The sequence below is a fragment of the Enterobacter cloacae complex sp. 402C9 genome (assembly GCF_050030745.1).
GTDB lineage: Bacteria > Pseudomonadota > Gammaproteobacteria > Enterobacterales > Enterobacteriaceae > Enterobacter > Enterobacter intestinihominis.
In genome coordinates this window covers 1,359,460-1,375,372 of the sequence record NZ_JBLGUW010000001.1, presented here as the reverse complement: position 1 = coordinate 1,375,372, position 15,913 = coordinate 1,359,460, and the positions used below count along the sequence as shown (strand labels likewise).

The 15,913-nt window shown below is 54.6% G+C and carries 13 protein-coding genes and 7 tRNA genes; 19 read left to right on the top strand and 1 reads right to left on the bottom strand.

Features of this window, described 5'->3' with window-relative positions:
• Nucleotides 1-2: 2 nt before the first annotated feature.
• The 10 genes from nagC (at nt 3) to ACQG1K_RS06510 (ending at nt 4,855) form a co-directional block, all read left to right on the top strand.
• The gene (nagC, locus tag ACQG1K_RS06555; protein WP_022647442.1) at nt 3-1,223 is read left to right on the top strand and encodes a DNA-binding transcriptional regulator NagC; all 1,221 of its coding nucleotides are present in this window, start codon (nt 3-5) and stop codon (nt 1,221-1,223) included.
• Between the two features lie 45 nt (nt 1,224-1,268).
• Nucleotides 1,269-2,021 carry a ribonucleotide monophosphatase NagD gene (gene nagD, locus ACQG1K_RS06550; RefSeq protein ID WP_003858667.1) on the top strand — a complete coding sequence of 251 codons (753 nt, stop codon included), beginning with the start codon at nt 1,269-1,271 and terminating at the stop codon, nt 2,019-2,021.
• A 250-nt stretch (nt 2,022-2,271) separates the two neighbouring features.
• Nucleotides 2,272-3,936 (top strand): asparagine synthase B, encoded by a 1,665-nt coding sequence (asnB, locus tag ACQG1K_RS06545; protein WP_015571128.1) that lies wholly within the window; start codon nt 2,272-2,274, stop codon nt 3,934-3,936.
• A gap of 225 nt (nt 3,937-4,161) precedes the next feature.
• A tRNA-Met gene (locus ACQG1K_RS06540) sits at nt 4,162-4,238 on the top strand.
• 8 nt (nt 4,239-4,246) lie between these two features.
• Nucleotides 4,247-4,331, top strand: a tRNA-Leu gene (locus tag ACQG1K_RS06535).
• 23 nt (nt 4,332-4,354) lie between these two features.
• A tRNA-Gln gene (locus ACQG1K_RS06530) sits at nt 4,355-4,429 on the top strand.
• Between the two features lie 32 nt (nt 4,430-4,461).
• Nucleotides 4,462-4,536 (top strand) — tRNA-Gln (locus tag ACQG1K_RS06525).
• Nucleotides 4,537-4,553: 17 nt separating this feature from the next.
• Nucleotides 4,554-4,630: transfer RNA gene (locus ACQG1K_RS06520), tRNA-Met, on the top strand.
• A gap of 41 nt (nt 4,631-4,671) precedes the next feature.
• Nucleotides 4,672-4,746: transfer RNA gene (locus ACQG1K_RS06515), tRNA-Gln, on the top strand.
• 34 nt (nt 4,747-4,780) lie between these two features.
• Nucleotides 4,781-4,855, top strand: a tRNA-Gln gene (locus ACQG1K_RS06510).
• Between the two features lie 546 nt (nt 4,856-5,401).
• Here the strand turns inward: ACQG1K_RS06510 and ubiF are convergent.
• Complete coding sequence (gene ubiF, locus ACQG1K_RS06505) at nt 5,402-6,577, bottom strand: 3-demethoxyubiquinol 3-hydroxylase (RefSeq protein ID WP_032624659.1); 1,176 nt, start codon at nt 6,575-6,577, stop codon at nt 5,402-5,404.
• A gap of 135 nt (nt 6,578-6,712) precedes the next feature.
• Here ubiF and miaB point away from each other — a divergent pair, with 135 nt between their 5' ends.
• From miaB to ACQG1K_RS06460, 9 genes are all read left to right on the top strand, one after another.
• Nucleotides 6,713-8,137 (top strand): tRNA (N6-isopentenyl adenosine(37)-C2)-methylthiotransferase MiaB, encoded by a 1,425-nt coding sequence (miaB, locus tag ACQG1K_RS06500; RefSeq protein WP_003858672.1) that lies wholly within the window; start codon nt 6,713-6,715, stop codon nt 8,135-8,137.
• A 163-nt stretch (nt 8,138-8,300) separates the two neighbouring features.
• On the top strand, nt 8,301-9,347 hold the full coding sequence (locus ACQG1K_RS06495) for a PhoH family protein (protein WP_022647440.1): 1,047 nt from the start codon (nt 8,301-8,303) through the stop codon (nt 9,345-9,347).
• Nucleotides 9,344-9,811, top strand: a complete 468-nt coding sequence (gene ybeY, locus ACQG1K_RS06490; RefSeq protein WP_003858677.1) for an rRNA maturation RNase YbeY — start codon at nt 9,344-9,346, stop codon at nt 9,809-9,811. The genes ACQG1K_RS06495 and ybeY overlap by 4 nt, the downstream gene beginning before the upstream one ends.
• An 84-nt stretch (nt 9,812-9,895) precedes the next feature.
• Entirely contained in the window at nt 9,896-10,774 is an 879-nt protein-coding gene (gene corC / locus ACQG1K_RS06485; RefSeq protein ID WP_003858679.1) for a CNNM family magnesium/cobalt transport protein CorC, read from the top strand.
• Nucleotides 10,775-10,779: 5 nt separating this feature from the next.
• Complete coding sequence (gene lnt / locus ACQG1K_RS06480; RefSeq protein ID WP_367075671.1) at nt 10,780-12,318, top strand: apolipoprotein N-acyltransferase; 1,539 nt, start codon at nt 10,780-10,782, stop codon at nt 12,316-12,318.
• A gap of 383 nt (nt 12,319-12,701) precedes the next feature.
• Nucleotides 12,702-13,607: an amino acid ABC transporter substrate-binding protein gene (locus ACQG1K_RS06475; protein WP_022647438.1), complete on the top strand. Its 906-nt coding sequence runs from the start codon at nt 12,702-12,704 to the stop codon at nt 13,605-13,607.
• A 155-nt stretch (nt 13,608-13,762) separates the two neighbouring features.
• Entirely contained in the window at nt 13,763-14,503 is a 741-nt protein-coding gene (gltJ, locus tag ACQG1K_RS06470) for a glutamate/aspartate ABC transporter permease GltJ (protein ID WP_015571133.1), read from the top strand.
• Nucleotides 14,503-15,177, top strand: a complete 675-nt coding sequence (gene gltK / locus ACQG1K_RS06465) for a glutamate/aspartate ABC transporter permease GltK (protein WP_022647437.1) — start codon at nt 14,503-14,505, stop codon at nt 15,175-15,177. The genes gltJ and gltK overlap by 1 nt, the downstream gene beginning before the upstream one ends.
• A complete protein-coding gene (locus tag ACQG1K_RS06460; RefSeq protein ID WP_006809622.1) occupies nt 15,177-15,902 on the top strand; it encodes an amino acid ABC transporter ATP-binding protein in 726 nt (241 codons plus the stop codon). The genes gltK and ACQG1K_RS06460 overlap by 1 nt, the downstream gene beginning before the upstream one ends.
• Nucleotides 15,903-15,913: the final 11 nt, after the last annotated feature.

The window sequence follows — 15,913 nt, the reverse complement described above, 5'->3', positions numbered from 1 at the left end:
GTATGACACCAGGCGGACAAGCTCAAATCGGTAATGTCGATCTCGTTAAACAACTTAACAGCGCGGCAGTTTATCGCCTGATTGACCAGCACGGGCCAATCTCACGCATTCAGATAGCCGAACAAAGCCAGCTTGCTCCCGCCAGCGTGACAAAAATTACACGTCAGCTTATTGAGCGCGGCCTGATCAAAGAAGTGGATCAGCAGGCCTCCACCGGCGGCCGCCGCGCGATTTCCATCGTCACTGAAACCCGCAATTTTCAGGCCATTGGCGTTCGCTTAGGACGTCATGACACCACGCTTACGCTCTACGATCTGAGCAGCAAGGCCATTGCCGAAGAGCATTACCCCCTTCCTGAGCGCACGCAGGAGACGCTCGAACACGCGTTACTGAATACCATTGCGCAGTTTATCGAAAGCTGTCAGCGCAAGATCCGTGAACTCATCGCCATCTCGGTGATTTTACCCGGTCTGGTTGACCCGGAAAGCGGCGTTATTCGCTACATGCCGCACATTAAGGTAGAGAACTGGGGGCTGGTTGAGGCGCTGGAAAAACGCTTCAAGCTGACCTGCTTTGTTGGTCACGATATCCGCTCGCTGGCGCTGGCGGAGCACTACTTTGGTGCGAGCCAGGACTGCGAAGACTCTATTCTGGTGCGCGTTCACCGTGGTACAGGTGCGGGTATCATCTCGAATGGCCGCATTTTTATTGGTCGTAACGGTAACGTAGGCGAGATCGGTCATATCCAGGTGGAACCGCTTGGCGAGCGCTGCCACTGCGGTAACTTTGGCTGTCTTGAAACCGTTGCCGCCAATGCCGCCATTGAACATCGCGTCCGCCACCTGCTGGAGCAGGGTTATCAGAGCCGCGTCACGCTGGGCGACTGTAAGATCGGTGCCATCTGCAAAGCGGCAAACAAAGGCGATGCGCTGGCCTGCGAAGTGATCGAACAGGTAGGACGCCACCTGGGTAAGACCATCGCCATTGCCATCAACCTGTTTAATCCGCAAAAAGTGGTGATTGCCGGCGAGATCGTTGAAGCCGAAAAAGTATTACTGCCTGCCATTGAAGGCTGCATCAATACCCAGGCGCTGAAGGCATTTCGCCAGAATTTGCCGGTGGTGCGATCTACGCTCGATCACCGCTCGGCAATTGGCGCATTCGCCCTGGTAAAACGTGCCATGCTCAACGGGATCCTGCTGCAACATTTGCTGGAATCCTGATCGGACCTTATAGTAACGCCTTCTTTTTTTGATGTCGGATTGTCCATGACCATTAAGAATGTAATTTGTGATATCGACGGCGTGCTGATGCACGACAACGTTGCCGTGCCAGGTGCTGCGGAGTTTCTTCACCGCATCATCGACAAAGGAATGCCACTGGTTCTTCTCACGAACTACCCTTCACAGACTGGTCAGGATCTGGCAAATCGCTTTGCTACCGCGGGTGTCAACGTCCCGGACAGCGTGTTTTATACCTCTGCGATGGCGACCGCGGATTTCCTGAAGCGTCAGGAAGGCAAAAAAGCCTACGTGGTTGGCGAAGGCGCGCTGATCCACGAGCTGTATAAAGCGGGCTTCACCATCACCGACGTGAATCCGGACTTTGTCATCGTGGGCGAAACGCGCTCCTTTAACTGGGAGATGATGCATAAAGCAGCCTACTTTGTCGCCAATGGTGCACGTTTTATCGCCACTAACCCGGATACGCATGGTCGTGGTTTTTATCCCGCCTGCGGTGCGCTGTGCGCCGGTATCGAAAAAATCTCGGGTCGTAAGCCGTTTGTTGTCGGTAAACCGAGCCCGTGGATCATCCGCGCCGCACTGAATACGATGCAGGCACACTCAGAAGAAACCGTCATCGTGGGCGACAACCTGCGTACCGATATTCTGGCTGGCTTCCAGGCGGGGCTTGAAACCATCCTGGTGCTTTCTGGCGTTTCACAGCTTGATGACATTGATACGATGCCGTTCCGGCCAAGCTGGATTTACCCCTCTGTCGACGAAATCGACGTTATTTGATTCAGAACCACGCCCCAGGGCGTGGTTTTTCATTTCTGCCGCCTGAAAATATCACTTCATCTAACGAAATCAGCTCTTCATTGAGAAATCATCAATAGAATGGCTTAATGCATACTCTTTTTTTAAGATTCGGCAATTGCCATTGCACTTTTTACGTTTTCATCGGTAAAACGCTTGCGCCCCCTCCCCTTTTTGCGGCATTTTCATAAGCAAGCAACATCACAACGCAACAGGGTTAACGGAGAAGGTTATGTGTTCTATTTTTGGCGTACTGGATATTAAAACTGACGCGGGCGAACTGCGTAAAAAAGCACTCGAATTGTCCCGCCTGATGCGCCATCGCGGTCCGGACTGGTCAGGCGTTTACGCCAGCGATAAAGCGATTCTGGCTCACGAACGTCTTTCCATTGTTGATGTCAACGCTGGCGCACAGCCGCTGTATAACGAGAAAAAAACGCACGCGCTGGCTGTTAACGGTGAAATTTACAACCATCAGGCGCTGCGCGCTGAGTACGGCGATCGCTACGCGTTTCAGACCGGCTCAGACTGCGAAGTGATCCTGGCGCTGTATCAGGAGAAAGGCCCGGAGTTCCTCGACGACCTGCAAGGTATGTTCGCCTTCGCGCTGTACGACAGCGAAAAAGACGCTTACCTGATTGGCCGCGACCATATTGGTATTATCCCGCTGTACATGGGACACGATGAACACGGTAACTTCTACGTTGCCTCAGAGATGAAAGCCCTGGTACCGGTGTGCCGCACCATCAAAGAGTTCCCGGCAGGTAGCTACCTGTGGAGTAAAGACGGCGAGATCCGCCCGTACTATCAGCGCGACTGGTTTGATTATGAAGCGGTGAAAGACAACGTGACGGACAAAGCCGAACTGCGTCAGGCCCTGGAAGAGTCAGTGAAAAGCCACCTGATGTCAGACGTACCTTATGGCGTACTGCTCTCCGGCGGTCTGGACTCCTCCGTGATCTCCGCGATTACCAAGAAATTCGCCGCACGTCGCGTGGAAGATCAGGAGCGCTCTGAAGCCTGGTGGCCGCAGCTGCACTCCTTTGCCGTGGGTCTGGAAGGGGCACCTGACCTGAAAGCCGCCCAGGAAGTGGCGAACCATCTCGGCACGGTGCACCATGAAATTCACTTCACCGTACAGGAAGGTCTGGATGCGATCCGCGATGTGATCTATCACATTGAAACCTATGATGTGACCACCATTCGCGCCTCCACGCCGATGTATTTGATGTCGCGGAAGATCAAAGCGATGGGCATCAAGATGGTGCTCTCCGGCGAAGGTTCTGACGAAGTGTTTGGCGGTTATCTCTATTTCCACAAAGCGCCAAACGCCAAAGAGCTGCATGAAGAAACGGTGCGTAAGCTACAGGCGCTGCACATGTTTGACTGCGCGCGCGCCAACAAAGCGATGTCCGCCTGGGGTGTGGAAGCCCGCGTGCCGTTCCTCGATAAGAAATTCCTCGATGTGGCGATGCGCATCAACCCGCAGGACAAAATGTGCGGCAACGGCAAAATGGAGAAACATATCCTGCGTGAATGTTTTGAATCCTACCTGCCGGCGAGCGTGGCGTGGCGTCAGAAAGAGCAGTTCTCCGATGGCGTAGGTTACAGCTGGATCGACACCTTGAAAGAGGTGGCGGCAAAACAGGTTTCTGATCAACAACTGGAAACTGCGAGCTTCCGCTTCCCGTACAACACGCCAGCCTCGAAAGAAGCGTATTTGTACCGTGAGATCTTTGAGGAGCTGTTCCCGGTTCCAAGTGCAGCCGAGTGCGTACCGGGTGGTCCATCGGTCGCCTGCTCTTCTGCTAAAGCCATTGAATGGGATGAATCATTCAAAGCCATGAACGATCCGTCAGGACGCGCGGTGGGCGTTCACCAGTCTGCCTATAAATAATGTTCAGAGTATCATCAGGCCCTCCGGGGCCTGATTTTTTTGCCTCTCTTTTCTCCGCATAAAATCGATTAATAACCAATAATTGTCGAATATTCGGCCTCGCTGTTCGCAACCTAACCAAACAGTCACATTCCGGCTATTTTCATTGAAAAAGGTGTTGACGCTGCAAGGGTCTATACGCATAATGCGCCCCGCAACGCCGATAAGGTAACGCGAAAAAAAGATGGCTACGTAGCTCAGTTGGTTAGAGCACATCACTCATAATGATGGGGTCACAGGTTCGAATCCCGTCGTAGCCACCATCTTTTTTGCGGGAGTGGCGAAATTGGTAGACGCACCAGATTTAGGTTCTGGCGCCGCAAGGTGTGCGAGTTCAAGTCTCGCCTCCCGCACCATTCCCAGGTAAGCGTTGCACGGATGGGGTATCGCCAAGCGGTAAGGCACCGGTTTTTGATACCGGCATTCCCTGGTTCGAATCCAGGTACCCCAGCCATATTTCTTCGATCATGCGGTTCTCCGCGGTATTGGGGTATCGCCAAGCGGTAAGGCACCGGTTTTTGATACCGGCATTCCCTGGTTCGAATCCAGGTACCCCAGCCATCGAAGATTGCAGTACTGGCTACGTAGCTCAGTTGGTTAGAGCACATCACTCATAATGATGGGGTCACAGGTTCGAATCCCGTCGTAGCCACCATATTTATGTTATCGAATACGATTCGGTAAACTGAACATTGTTGGGGTATCGCCAAGCGGTAAGGCACCGGATTCTGATTCCGGCATTCCGAGGTTCGAATCCTCGTACCCCAGCCACTTTAAAGTCGTTAAGCAGTTTGTTTAACGCAATTGGGGTGTCGCCAAGCGGTAAGGCTCTGGTTTCTGATACCAGCATTCCGGGGTTCGAATCCCTGCACCCCAGCCACTTAAAACAAACAAGCCCGCTCTGCGGGCTTTTTTGTTTTTGTTGCTCAGAATAGTGCGGCCTGATGCCCTCACCCTAACCCTCTCCCACGGGGCTGAGGGATCCCCAGTAATTTTTTTATGCAGAAGCAATAAAGTTGCTTTCTAAATGACTGAGGGCTGTCAGCGATGCCCTGGTCCGGCTGTAAATCGCTGAGGCGTTTGCCTTCCGGCCGGGGCGAGGCGCAGGGATGCGCCGAGAGGGCGGCTTTACAGGGACGTTGCCTCCGCCCGTACCCGATAAGCCGGAAGGAATAAGCCGAGGGCACCGCGAAGCGGCGATTTACCGCCGGGAGCCCGGGTCGCCAGGGTGGTGGCGACTGAGCCACCCTGGCACGTTCACCGGTCATGTCGTTACAGAGTAGTAAGGAACATAAAGTGAACGGAATGACCACCACCGCCGTATATTCCCCTCACCCTAACCCTCTCCCCGGAGGGGCGAGGGGATTGCTCAGTGCTCGCATTAATTTGTGGGGAACCCTCAGCCCACGGGGAGAGGGAATAAAGATTAGAGTCCGAGGGCGTATTTCAGTGCCTGACGCTTCAGACCACCGGCACGTTCCGCTGCCATCAATCCAATATTGCGCAATATCCGCACCGGGCCAACATCATTGCTGAACCCGGCATAGAACAGATCCATCCCCGACTGCATAATGAAGTTATCCGCCATACGGCGCGTCTGGTAGCGCTTCAGTACCTCATGGCTGGCCCAGGCTTCCGCGTGGGCGCGAGCGTTACCCAGCACATCCAGTAACGCATCGACGTCACGGTATCCCAGGTTAACCCCCTGCCCCGCCAGCGGATGAATGGTGTGCGCCGCGTCTCCCACCAGGGCCAGCCCTTCACGGGCATACTGCAACGCATGGCGTCGCATCAGCGGGAATGCGCCAGCGGCAACCGGGGTCACGTTACCCAGACGGCGCGGGAAGTGCTGGCGGATTTCGCGCTGCAACTGATCCATGGACAGCCCCTGCAACTGTCGAATGCGCGCCGGCTTGTCGTACCACACCAGCGAAGCCCAGTTATCAAACAACGGTAAGAATGCATGCGGGCCGTTCGGCGTAAAATGCTGCCAGGTGCTTTCGCCCGGCGCGTTTTCTGACTGCACGGTGATCAGCATGCAGGATTGCTGATACTGCCAGGCATGGATCCCAATGCCTGCCATCTGCCTGACCTGCGAGTTCGCGCCATCCGCCCCCACCACCAGCTTCACGGCTAGCTCATCGTCGTTATCCAGCGTCAGGAGATATCCACCTTCATGACGATGCAGGGCTTTCAGCGAGTCCGGAACACGCAGCGTCACCTTCGGGTGCGCCTCCAGCGCCTGCCAGAGCGCCTGCTGGAGCACGTTGTTTTCCACCATATAGCCCAGACGCGGCAGTTTCAGCTCGGCGGCGTCAAACGAGACGTGAGCATTTTCCCACTCCCAGGTTTCAAGACGGCTGTAAGGGTGCGCGCGCATCGCCAGCACCGCCTCCCAGACGCCCAGCCCGCGAAGCAGATCAACAGAGGACGCGCTGATGGCGGAAATACGCACGTCCGGTTGGCTGGCAGGATCGAATGCCGGCGGAGCCGCCTGTTCAATAACGGTTACGTCAAATCCCTGCTGCGCCAGCCCCAGCGCCAGTGCGCCGCCGACCATACCGCCGCCAACAACGGCAACTTCGGTGTTCAGGAGTGTCATGGTCACTATTCCTTATTGGAGAATACCTTAAGTTTACCGGATTTTTGCGGCCCTGAGGTTGACAACCTTCATACTGGTCACAACCGCACCAAAGCATTACAATACGCGGCTTGCAATCCTGAGCTGAGCAAGTCGATGACTAAAAAACTCCATATAAAAACCTGGGGCTGTCAGATGAACGAATACGATTCATCGAAGATGGCCGATCTGCTGGATACCACCCACGGATACCAGCTGACTGAAAATGCGAAAGAAGCCGATGTGCTGCTGCTGAACACCTGTTCAATTCGTGAAAAAGCACAGGAAAAAGTCTTTCATGTGTTAGGCCGCTGGAAGCTTCTCAAACGGAAAAATCCGGACCTGATCATTGGCGTGGGTGGCTGCGTCGCATCGCAGGAAGGTAAGCTGATCCGCCAGAGAGCCCCCTATGTGGATATCGTTTTTGGCCCTCAGACCCTTCACCGCCTGCCAGAGATGATTAATCAGGTTCGCGGCAGCCGTAGCCCGGTGGTTGACGTGAGTTTCCCGGAGATCGAGAAATTTGACCGTCTGCCAGAGCCGCGCGCTGATGGCCCGACCGCCTTTGTCTCCATCATGGAAGGCTGCAACAAATACTGTACTTACTGCGTGGTACCTTACACCCGCGGTGAAGAAGTGAGCCGCCCGGCAGACGATATCCTGTTTGAAATCGCGCAGCTTGCCGCACAGGGCGTTCGCGAAGTGAACCTGCTGGGCCAGAATGTGAACGCCTGGCGCGGGGAAAACTACGACGGCACCACTGGCAGCTTTGCTGAACTGCTGCGTCTGGTGGCGGCGATTGACGGCATTGACCGCATTCGCTTTACCACCAGCCATCCGATGGAATTTACCGACGACATTATTGACGTCTATCGCGATACGCCAGAGCTGGTGAGCTTCCTGCACCTGCCGATCCAGTGCGGCTCTGACCGCGTGCTGAACCTGATGGGTCGTCCACATACGGTGCTGGAGTATAAGTCCACCATCCGCAAGCTGCGTGAAGCGCGCCCGGATATCCAGATTAGCTCCGACTTTATCGTCGGCTTCCCTGGCGAAACCGCTGATGACTTCGAGCGCACCATGAAGCTCATCGGCGAGGTGAATTTCGACGTCAGCTACAGCTTCATCTTCTCAGCACGCCCGGGCACCCCAGCGGCCGATATGGTTGACGATGTGCCGGAAGAAGAGAAAAAGCAGCGTCTGTATATTTTGCAGGAGCGTATCAACCAGCAGGCCAACGCCTGGAGCCGTCGAATGCTCGGCACTGTCCAGCGTATTCTGGTGGAAGGCACTTCCCGTAAGAGCATCATGGAACTGTCTGGTCGAACCGAAAATAACCGCGTGGTGAATTTTGAAGGCACCCCGGACATGATTGGTAAGTTTGTGGACGTCGAGATTGTCGAAGTGCTCACGAACTCGCTGCGCGGGAAGGTGGTACGCACTGAGGACGAAATGGGTCTGCGTATTGCACAGACTCCGGAATCCGTTATCTCTCGCACCCGTAAAGTCAACGATTCTGGCGTAGGTATTTACCAGCCCTGATCCCTCTGGCCTGCCTGTCCGGCAGGCCTTGTATTTCCTCTCATCACCCCCAATATCTACCGCAACGCTTGCGCCTTTATTCTATGGCGTGAATAATTTCGGTAATGACCGTTTTATTACGCCGTGTGGCCACGGGTCAGTTAACCAAATAAAGAGGAACAGTTTGAACATAGATACGCGTGAAATTAGCCTTGAGCCCGCAGACAACGCTCGCCTGCTGAGCCTGTGCGGGCCGTTTGATGACAACATCAAACAACTGGAGCGACGTCTGGGTATCGAAATCAATCGTCGCGATAACCATTTCAAACTCACCGGACGCCCAATCTGCGTCAACGCCGCGGCAGATATTCTCCGCAGCCTGTATGTTGATACCGCCCCGATGCGCGGTGAGATCCAGGATATTGAACCTGAACAGATCCACCTGGCCATCAAAGAGGCGCGCGTGCTTGAGCAGAGCGCGGAAAGCGTGCCGGACTATGGCAAAGCCATCAACATCAAAACCAAACGCGGCGTGATTAAGCCTCGTACCCCGAACCAGGCACAGTACATCGCCAACATTCTCGACCATGACATCACCTTTGGCGTGGGTCCGGCGGGTACGGGTAAAACCTATCTGGCCGTTGCTGCTGCTGTCGATGCGCTTGAGCGTCAGGAGATCCGCCGTATCCTGCTGACCCGCCCTGCTGTAGAAGCCGGTGAGAAACTCGGCTTCCTGCCGGGCGATTTAAGTCAGAAAGTGGACCCCTACCTGCGCCCGCTGTACGACGCGCTGTTCGAAATGCTCGGCTTCGAGAAAGTTGAAAAGCTCATCGAGCGTAACGTGATTGAAGTGGCTCCGCTGGCCTACATGCGTGGGCGTACACTTAACGACGCGTTCATCATTCTGGATGAGAGCCAGAACACCACCATTGAACAGATGAAGATGTTCCTGACGCGTATTGGCTTTAACTCGAAAGCGGTTATTACCGGTGACGTCACCCAGATTGACCTGCCGCGTAACACCAAATCGGGTCTGCGTCACGCCATCGAAGTGCTGGCCGAGGTAGACGAAATCAGCTTTAACTTCTTCCACAGTGAAGATGTGGTACGCCACCCGGTGGTCGCGCGTATCGTTAACGCTTATGAGGCCTGGGAAGAGGCAGATCAGAAGCGCAGGGCCGAGCTGGCCGCAGAACGTAAGCGCGAAGCGCAGGAGCATGAACAGAAATGAGTCAGGTGATCCTCGATTTACAGCTGGCCTGTGAAGATAATTCCGGCATGCCAGAAGAGGCACAGTTTCAGAAATGGCTGGATGCCGTTATCCCCCAGTTTCAGGAAGAATCAGAGGTCACGATTCGCCTGGTGGATGAAGCAGAAAGCCATGAGCTCAACCTGACCTATCGCGGGAAAGATAAGCCGACCAATGTGCTCTCTTTCCCGTTCGAAGCCCCTCCGGGCATTGAGATGCCGCTGCTGGGCGATCTGATCATCTGCCGTCAGGTGGTTGAGCAGGAAGCCAAAGAGCAGCAAAAGCCGCTGGAAGCGCACTGGGCACACATGGTGGTGCACGGTAGCCTGCATCTTCTGGGTTACGACCATATTGAAGATGACGAAGCGGAAGAGATGGAATCCCTCGAGACAGAGATAATGCTTGCTCTGGGCTATGAGGATCCGTACATTGCCGAGAAAGAATAGTCAGTCACTGACTACCATGCCGCCGCGCAGGGACATAGCGCGGCGGTTAACGTTGAACTAACAAGAGAACCCTTAACAAACGCCATGAGCGACGACAATTCACACAGTAGCGACACGACAACCACTAAAAAGGGATTTTTCTCCCTCATCCTGAACCAGCTTTTCCACGGCGAACCGAAAAACCGTGACGAACTGCTGGAGCTGATTCGTGATTCCGGGCAGAACGACCTTATCGACGAAGATACGCGCGAAATGCTCGAAGGGGTGATGGACATCGCCGACCAGCGCGTCCGCGACATCATGATCCCCCGCTCGCAGATGATTACCCTGAAACGCAACCAGACGCTGGACGAGTGCCTCGATGTGATTATCGAATCGGCTCACTCACGTTTCCCGGTCATCAGCGAAGACAAAGATCACATCGAAGGGATTTTGATGGCGAAAGATCTGCTGCCGTTTATGCGCAGCGATGCCGAAGCCTTCAGTATGGAAAAAGTGTTACGCCCGGCCGTGGTTGTGCCGGAAAGTAAGCGTGTGGATCGGATGCTGAAGGAGTTTCGCTCCCAGCGCTATCACATGGCGATTGTTATTGATGAATTTGGTGGCGTTTCCGGTCTGGTCACAATCGAAGACATCCTTGAGCTGATCGTGGGCGAAATCGAAGATGAGTATGACGAAGAAGAGGATATCGACTTCCGTCAGCTGAGCCGCCACACCTGGACCGTGCGCGCGCTGGCCTCCATTGAAGACTTCAATGACACCTTTGGCACCAGCTTCAGCGATGAAGAAGTGGACACCATTGGTGGTCTGGTGATGCAGGCCTTCGGCCATCTTCCGGCCCGCGGTGAAACCGTTGACATCGATGGTTACCAGTTCAAGGTCGCAATGGCTGACAGCCGACGTATTATTCAGGTTCATGTCAGAATGCCGGACGACTCACCGGTGCCAAAACTGGAAGATTAATGTAAATGGCATTTGCCCCACTCTTTGAACGCCAGCGCGTCCGTTTGCTGCTGGCGCTGTTACTCGGAGCCAGCGGTACGCTGGCTTTTTCTCCTTACGATATCTGGCCAGCCGCTATTCTCTCCCTGATGGGGCTACAGGGTCTTACCCTGAATCGTCGTCCGGTACAGGCCGCGGCCATAGGCTACTTCTGGGGGCTGGGGCTGTTTGGCTCTGGTATCAACTGGGTCTACGTCAGTATCGCGCAATTTGGCGGAATGCCGGGGCCGGTTAACGTCTTCCTGGTTGTGCTGCTCGCCGCCTATCTTTCGCTCTACACTGGCCTGTTCGCCGGTATTCTATCTCGTCTGTGGCCTAAAACGACCTGGCTGCGCGTCGCGATAGCGGCTCCCGTTGTCTGGCAAATCACCGAATTTCTGCGCGGCTGGGTACTGACCGGCTTCCCGTGGTTGCAGTTCGGCTATAGCCAGGTGGACGGCCCGCTGAAAGGTCTGGCTCCCGTCATGGGCGTGGAGGCGATTAACTTCCTGCTCATGGCGGTCAGCGGCCTGCTGGTGCTGGCTCTGGTGACACGTAACTGGAAGCCGCTGGTTGCCGCGTTAATCCTGTTTGCCCTGCCTTTCCCACTGCGTTATATCCAGTGGTTCACGCTGGAGCCCGCGCGCGCCACGCAGGTATCGTTGATACAGGGCGATATCCCGCAGTCATTGAAATGGGATGAGAATCAGCTGCTGAACACGCTGAAAATCTACGCCAACGCCACTGAAAAGGTGATGGGCAAATCGCAGCTCATCATCTGGCCTGAGTCTGCGATCCCGGATCTGGAGATCAATCAGCAGCCCTTCCTGAAGATGATGGACGATCTGCTGCGCGCGCGCGGCAGTACGCTGATTACCGGAATTGTGGATGCGCGTCTCAATCAGCAGAACCGCTATGACACGTACAACACGATCATTACGCTCGGTAAGGACAGCGAATACAGCTATACCTCCACCAATCGTTACAACAAAAATCACCTTGTACCGTTTGGCGAGTTTGTTCCGCTGGAGTCTATTCTGCGCCCACTGGCACCGTTCTTTGACCTGCCGATGTCCTCATTCAGCCGGGGCCCTTACGTTCAGCCGCAGCTGCATGCGCACGGGTTTGCCCTGACGGCCGCTATTTGCTACGAGATTATCCTCGGCGAGCAGGTGCGCGATAACTTCCGCCCGGACACCGACTATCTGCTGACCATCTCAAACGATGCGTGGTTCGGTAAATCGATCGGCCCGTGGCAGCACTTCCAGATGGCACGAATGCGTTCTCTGGAGCTGGCACGTCCGCTGTTGCGCAGCACCAATAACGGCATCACCGCCGTGATTGGCCCGCAGGGTGAAATCCAGGCCATGATCCCGCAGTTCACCCGTGAGGTGCTGACCACGAAAGTGACGCCAGCTACGGGCCTGACGCCTTATGCGCGCACCGGGAACTGGGCGCTGTGGATCCTGACCACGCTGTTCGGTTTTGCCGCCGTAGTGATGAGCCTGCGTCAGCGTCGTAGATAACCTGGCCTTCTGTTGCCGGGTGGCGGCTACGCCTTACCCGGCCTACTCTCCGGCGCAGCCGCCACCCGACAATTTCCTCCTAAAATTCAATTCTGGCACGCCTGTTGCTTTGTTTAATTACGCAAACGCTGTCTGGCTTAACGTGCAACCTTGTCGCACCAGCATGGATCTCCGGTAGCACCGAAACGGTGCAACGAGAGATTATTGCCTCTGAATGGTGCGGCGTGCTTCGCAAAAATAAACAATAACGCAGCAAAATCTTTACATTAAGCCAGACTAAATGTTAACAAGCTTGTATAACACTGCACTCGCATTGCGCGAGATATAACAACATCACAATGGGTATCAAAGCGTCACTGGCGCTGATAAGAAAGGAGTTGGGTATGCAATTACGTAAACTGGCCACAGCAATGCTGGTTATGGGAATGTCTGCGGGCATCGTTCACGCTGAAGACGCTCCGGCAGCAGGAAGCACTCTCGACAAGATTGCCAAAAACGGCGTGATCGTGGTCGGCCACCGTGAATCTTCTGTCCCGTTCTCTTACTACGACAACACGCAAAAAGTCGTGGGCTATTCACAGGATTACTCCAACGCCATCGTTGAAGCCGTGAAGAAAAAGCTGAACAAACCTGACCTGCAAGTGAAGCTGATCCCCATCACTTCACAGAACCGTATTCCTCTGCTGCAAAACGGCACATTTGATTTTGAATGTGGCTCAACCACCAACAACCTTGAGCGTCAGAAACAGGCCGCTTTCTCGGACACCATCTTCGTTGTAGGCACCCGCCTGCTGACGAAGAAAGGCGGCGATATCAAAGATTTTGCTGACCTGAAAGGCAAAGCGGTTGTCGTGACCTCCGGTACCACGTCCGAAGTGCTGCTGCACAAGCTGAACGACGAGAAGAAAATGGACATGCGCATCATCAGCGCGAAAGATCACGGCGACTCCTTCCGTACCCTGGAAAGCGGTCGTGCCGTTGCGTTTATGATGGATGACGCTCTGCTGGCAGGCGAGCGCGCCAAGGCGAAGAAACCAGACAACTGGGAAATCGTCGGGACTGCGCAGTCGAAAGAAGCTTACGGCTGTATGCTGCGTAAAGGCGATGAAGGCTTCAAAAAGCTGATCGATGACACCATCGCTCAAGCGCAAACCTCTGGCGAAGCGGCAAAATGGTTCGACAAATGGTTCAAGAACCCAATTCCACCAAAAAACCTGAACATGAACTTTGAACTGTCTGACGACATGAAAGCGCTGTTCAAATCACCAAACGACAAAGCTCTTAACTAACTAGAACGACAGGGGCGGGATCTCCTGCCCTCTCGATTGTCGGGAAGCATGGACAGACTATACGTTGAGTGGTCGTTCCCCACTCAGCGCAAAAATTGAGCTTCTCACCAATCTTCGAGGGTAGCGCTGCTACCCTCTTTTTTCTGGAGTTTACTATGTCAATTGACTGGAACTGGGGCATCTTTCTGCAACAAGCCCCGTTCGGCAACACCACCTATCTCGGCTGGCTGTGGAGCGGCTTTCAGGTTACCGTTGCGTTATCGATAACGGCGTGGATTATCGCGTTTCTTGTCGGTTCGCTGTTCGGTATTCTGCGTACCGTCCCTAACCGTTTTCTCTCTTCGATTGGCACGCTCTATGTGGAACTGTTCCGTAACGTTCCGCTGATCGTGCAGTTCTTTACCTGGTATCTGGTGATCCCGGAACTGCTGCCGGAAGATCTCGGCATGTGGTTCAAGGCCGAGCTGGATCCTAACGTACAATTCTTTGTCTCCTCCATGCTGTGTCTGGGACTGTTCACCGCTGCGCGCGTCTGCGAGCAGGTGCGTGCCGCCATACAGTCACTGCCACGCGGACAAAAGAATGCGGCACTGGCGATGGGCCTGACCCTGCCACAAGCCTACCGTTACGTACTGCTGCCTAACGCTTACCGCGTCATCGTTCCGCCGATGACCTCCGAGATGATGAACCTGGTAAAAAACTCGGCCATCGCCTCAACCATTGGTCTGGTAGATATGGCGGCGCAGGCGGGCAAACTGCTGGATTACTCCGCTCACGCATGGGAATCCTTCACGGCAATCACGCTCGCCTATGTTCTGATTAACGCTTTCATCATGCTGGTGATGAACCTGGTTGAACGCAAAGTACGCCTGCCGGGCAATCTGGGGGGCAAATAATGTACGAATTTGACTGGAGTTCCATTGTTCCCTCCATGCCTTATCTGCTGGATGGCCTGGCGATCACCTTAAAGATCACCGTAATCGCCATTATCGTCGGTATTGTCTGGGGCACCCTGCTGGCAGTGATGCGCCTGTCGAGCTTTAAACCGCTCGCCTGGTTTGCTACGGCTTACGTTAACGTGTTCCGCTCCATTCCACTGGTCATGGTGCTGTTGTGGTTTTACCTGATTGTTCCCGGCTTTTTACAGAACGTGCTGGGACTGTCGCCGAAAACCGATATCCGCCTGATCTCTGCCATGGTGGCATTCTCCATGTTTGAAGCCGCCTACTACTCCGAGATCATCCGCGCAGGTATTCAGAGTATCTCGCGCGGGCAGTCCAGCGCTGCGCTGGCGCTCGGTATGACGCACTGGCAGTCCATGAAGCTCATTATTCTGCCGCAGGCGTTTCGCGCCATGGTTCCGCTGTTGCTGACGCAGGGCATCGTCCTGTTCCAGGATACCTCCCTGGTCTACGTGCTGAGCCTGGCAGACTTCTTCCGTACCGCCTCCACCATTGGCGAACGTGACGGAACGCAGGTTGAGATGATCCTCTTCGCGGGCGGGGTCTATTTTGTGATTAGTTTAAGCGCATCGCTGTTGGTCAGCTGGCTGAAGAAAAGGACCGTATAATGATTTCCCTGAAAAATGTTTCTAAATGGTATGGGCACTTTCAGGTGCTGACCGACTGCTCAACAGAAGTGAAAAAAGGCGATGTGGTGGTGGTATGTGGCCCGTCCGGCTCCGGTAAGTCGACGCTTATCAAAACCGTTAATGGGCTGGAACCTGTCCAGCAGGGCGAGATTGTCGTTAACGGCACCAAAGTGAATGACCGCAAAACCAACCTTGCCCAGCTTCGCTCCCACGTTGGGATGGTGTTCCAGCATTTTGAGCTGTTTCCTCACCTCTCCATCATTGAGAACCTGACGCTGGCGCAGGTGAAAGTGCTGAAGCGCGACAAAAAAGCGGCGCGTGAAAAGGGACTGAAGTTGCTGGAACGCGTCGGGCTGTCTGCACATGCGGATAAGTTCCCGGCGCAGCTTTCAGGTGGCCAACAGCAGCGCGTGGCAATCGCGCGTGCGCTGTGCATGGATCCGGTGGCGATGCTGTTTGATGAGCCGACGTCCGCGCTCGATCCTGAGATGATCAACGAAGTGCTGGACGTTATGGTGGAACTGGCGCACGAAGGGATGACCATGATGGTGGTGACGCACGAAATGGGCTTCGCCCGTAAAGTGGCCAACCGTGTGATCTTCATGGATGAAGGGAAAATTGTTGAAGACTCACCGAAAGAAGAGTTCTTCGCAAATCCTAAATCTGAACGTGCAAAAGACTTCCTCGCCAAAATCCTGCATTAATCTTTTTAGTG

What these genes read in the sequence shown, in the direction of transcription:
- nagC (WP_022647442.1), top strand. Translation starts at nt 3, where the DNA reads ATGACACCAGGCGGACAAGCTCAAATCGGTAATGTCGATCTCGTTAAA.
- nagD (WP_003858667.1), top strand. Translation starts at nt 1,269, where the DNA reads ATGACCATTAAGAATGTAATTTGTGATATCGACGGCGTGCTGATGCAC.
- asnB (WP_015571128.1), top strand. Translation starts at nt 2,272, where the DNA reads ATGTGTTCTATTTTTGGCGTACTGGATATTAAAACTGACGCGGGCGAA.
- ubiF (WP_032624659.1), bottom strand. Translation starts at nt 6,577, where the DNA reads ATGACACTCCTGAACACCGAAGTTGCCGTTGTTGGCGGCGGTATGGTC.
- miaB (WP_003858672.1), top strand. Translation starts at nt 6,713, where the DNA reads ATGACTAAAAAACTCCATATAAAAACCTGGGGCTGTCAGATGAACGAA.
- ybeY (WP_003858677.1), top strand. Translation starts at nt 9,344, where the DNA reads ATGAGTCAGGTGATCCTCGATTTACAGCTGGCCTGTGAAGATAATTCC.
- corC (WP_003858679.1), top strand. Translation starts at nt 9,896, where the DNA reads ATGAGCGACGACAATTCACACAGTAGCGACACGACAACCACTAAAAAG.
- lnt (WP_367075671.1), top strand. Translation starts at nt 10,780, where the DNA reads ATGGCATTTGCCCCACTCTTTGAACGCCAGCGCGTCCGTTTGCTGCTG.
- ACQG1K_RS06475 (WP_022647438.1), top strand. Translation starts at nt 12,702, where the DNA reads ATGCAATTACGTAAACTGGCCACAGCAATGCTGGTTATGGGAATGTCT.
- gltJ (WP_015571133.1), top strand. Translation starts at nt 13,763, where the DNA reads ATGTCAATTGACTGGAACTGGGGCATCTTTCTGCAACAAGCCCCGTTC.
- gltK (WP_022647437.1), top strand. Translation starts at nt 14,503, where the DNA reads ATGTACGAATTTGACTGGAGTTCCATTGTTCCCTCCATGCCTTATCTG.
- ACQG1K_RS06460 (WP_006809622.1), top strand. Translation starts at nt 15,177, where the DNA reads ATGATTTCCCTGAAAAATGTTTCTAAATGGTATGGGCACTTTCAGGTG.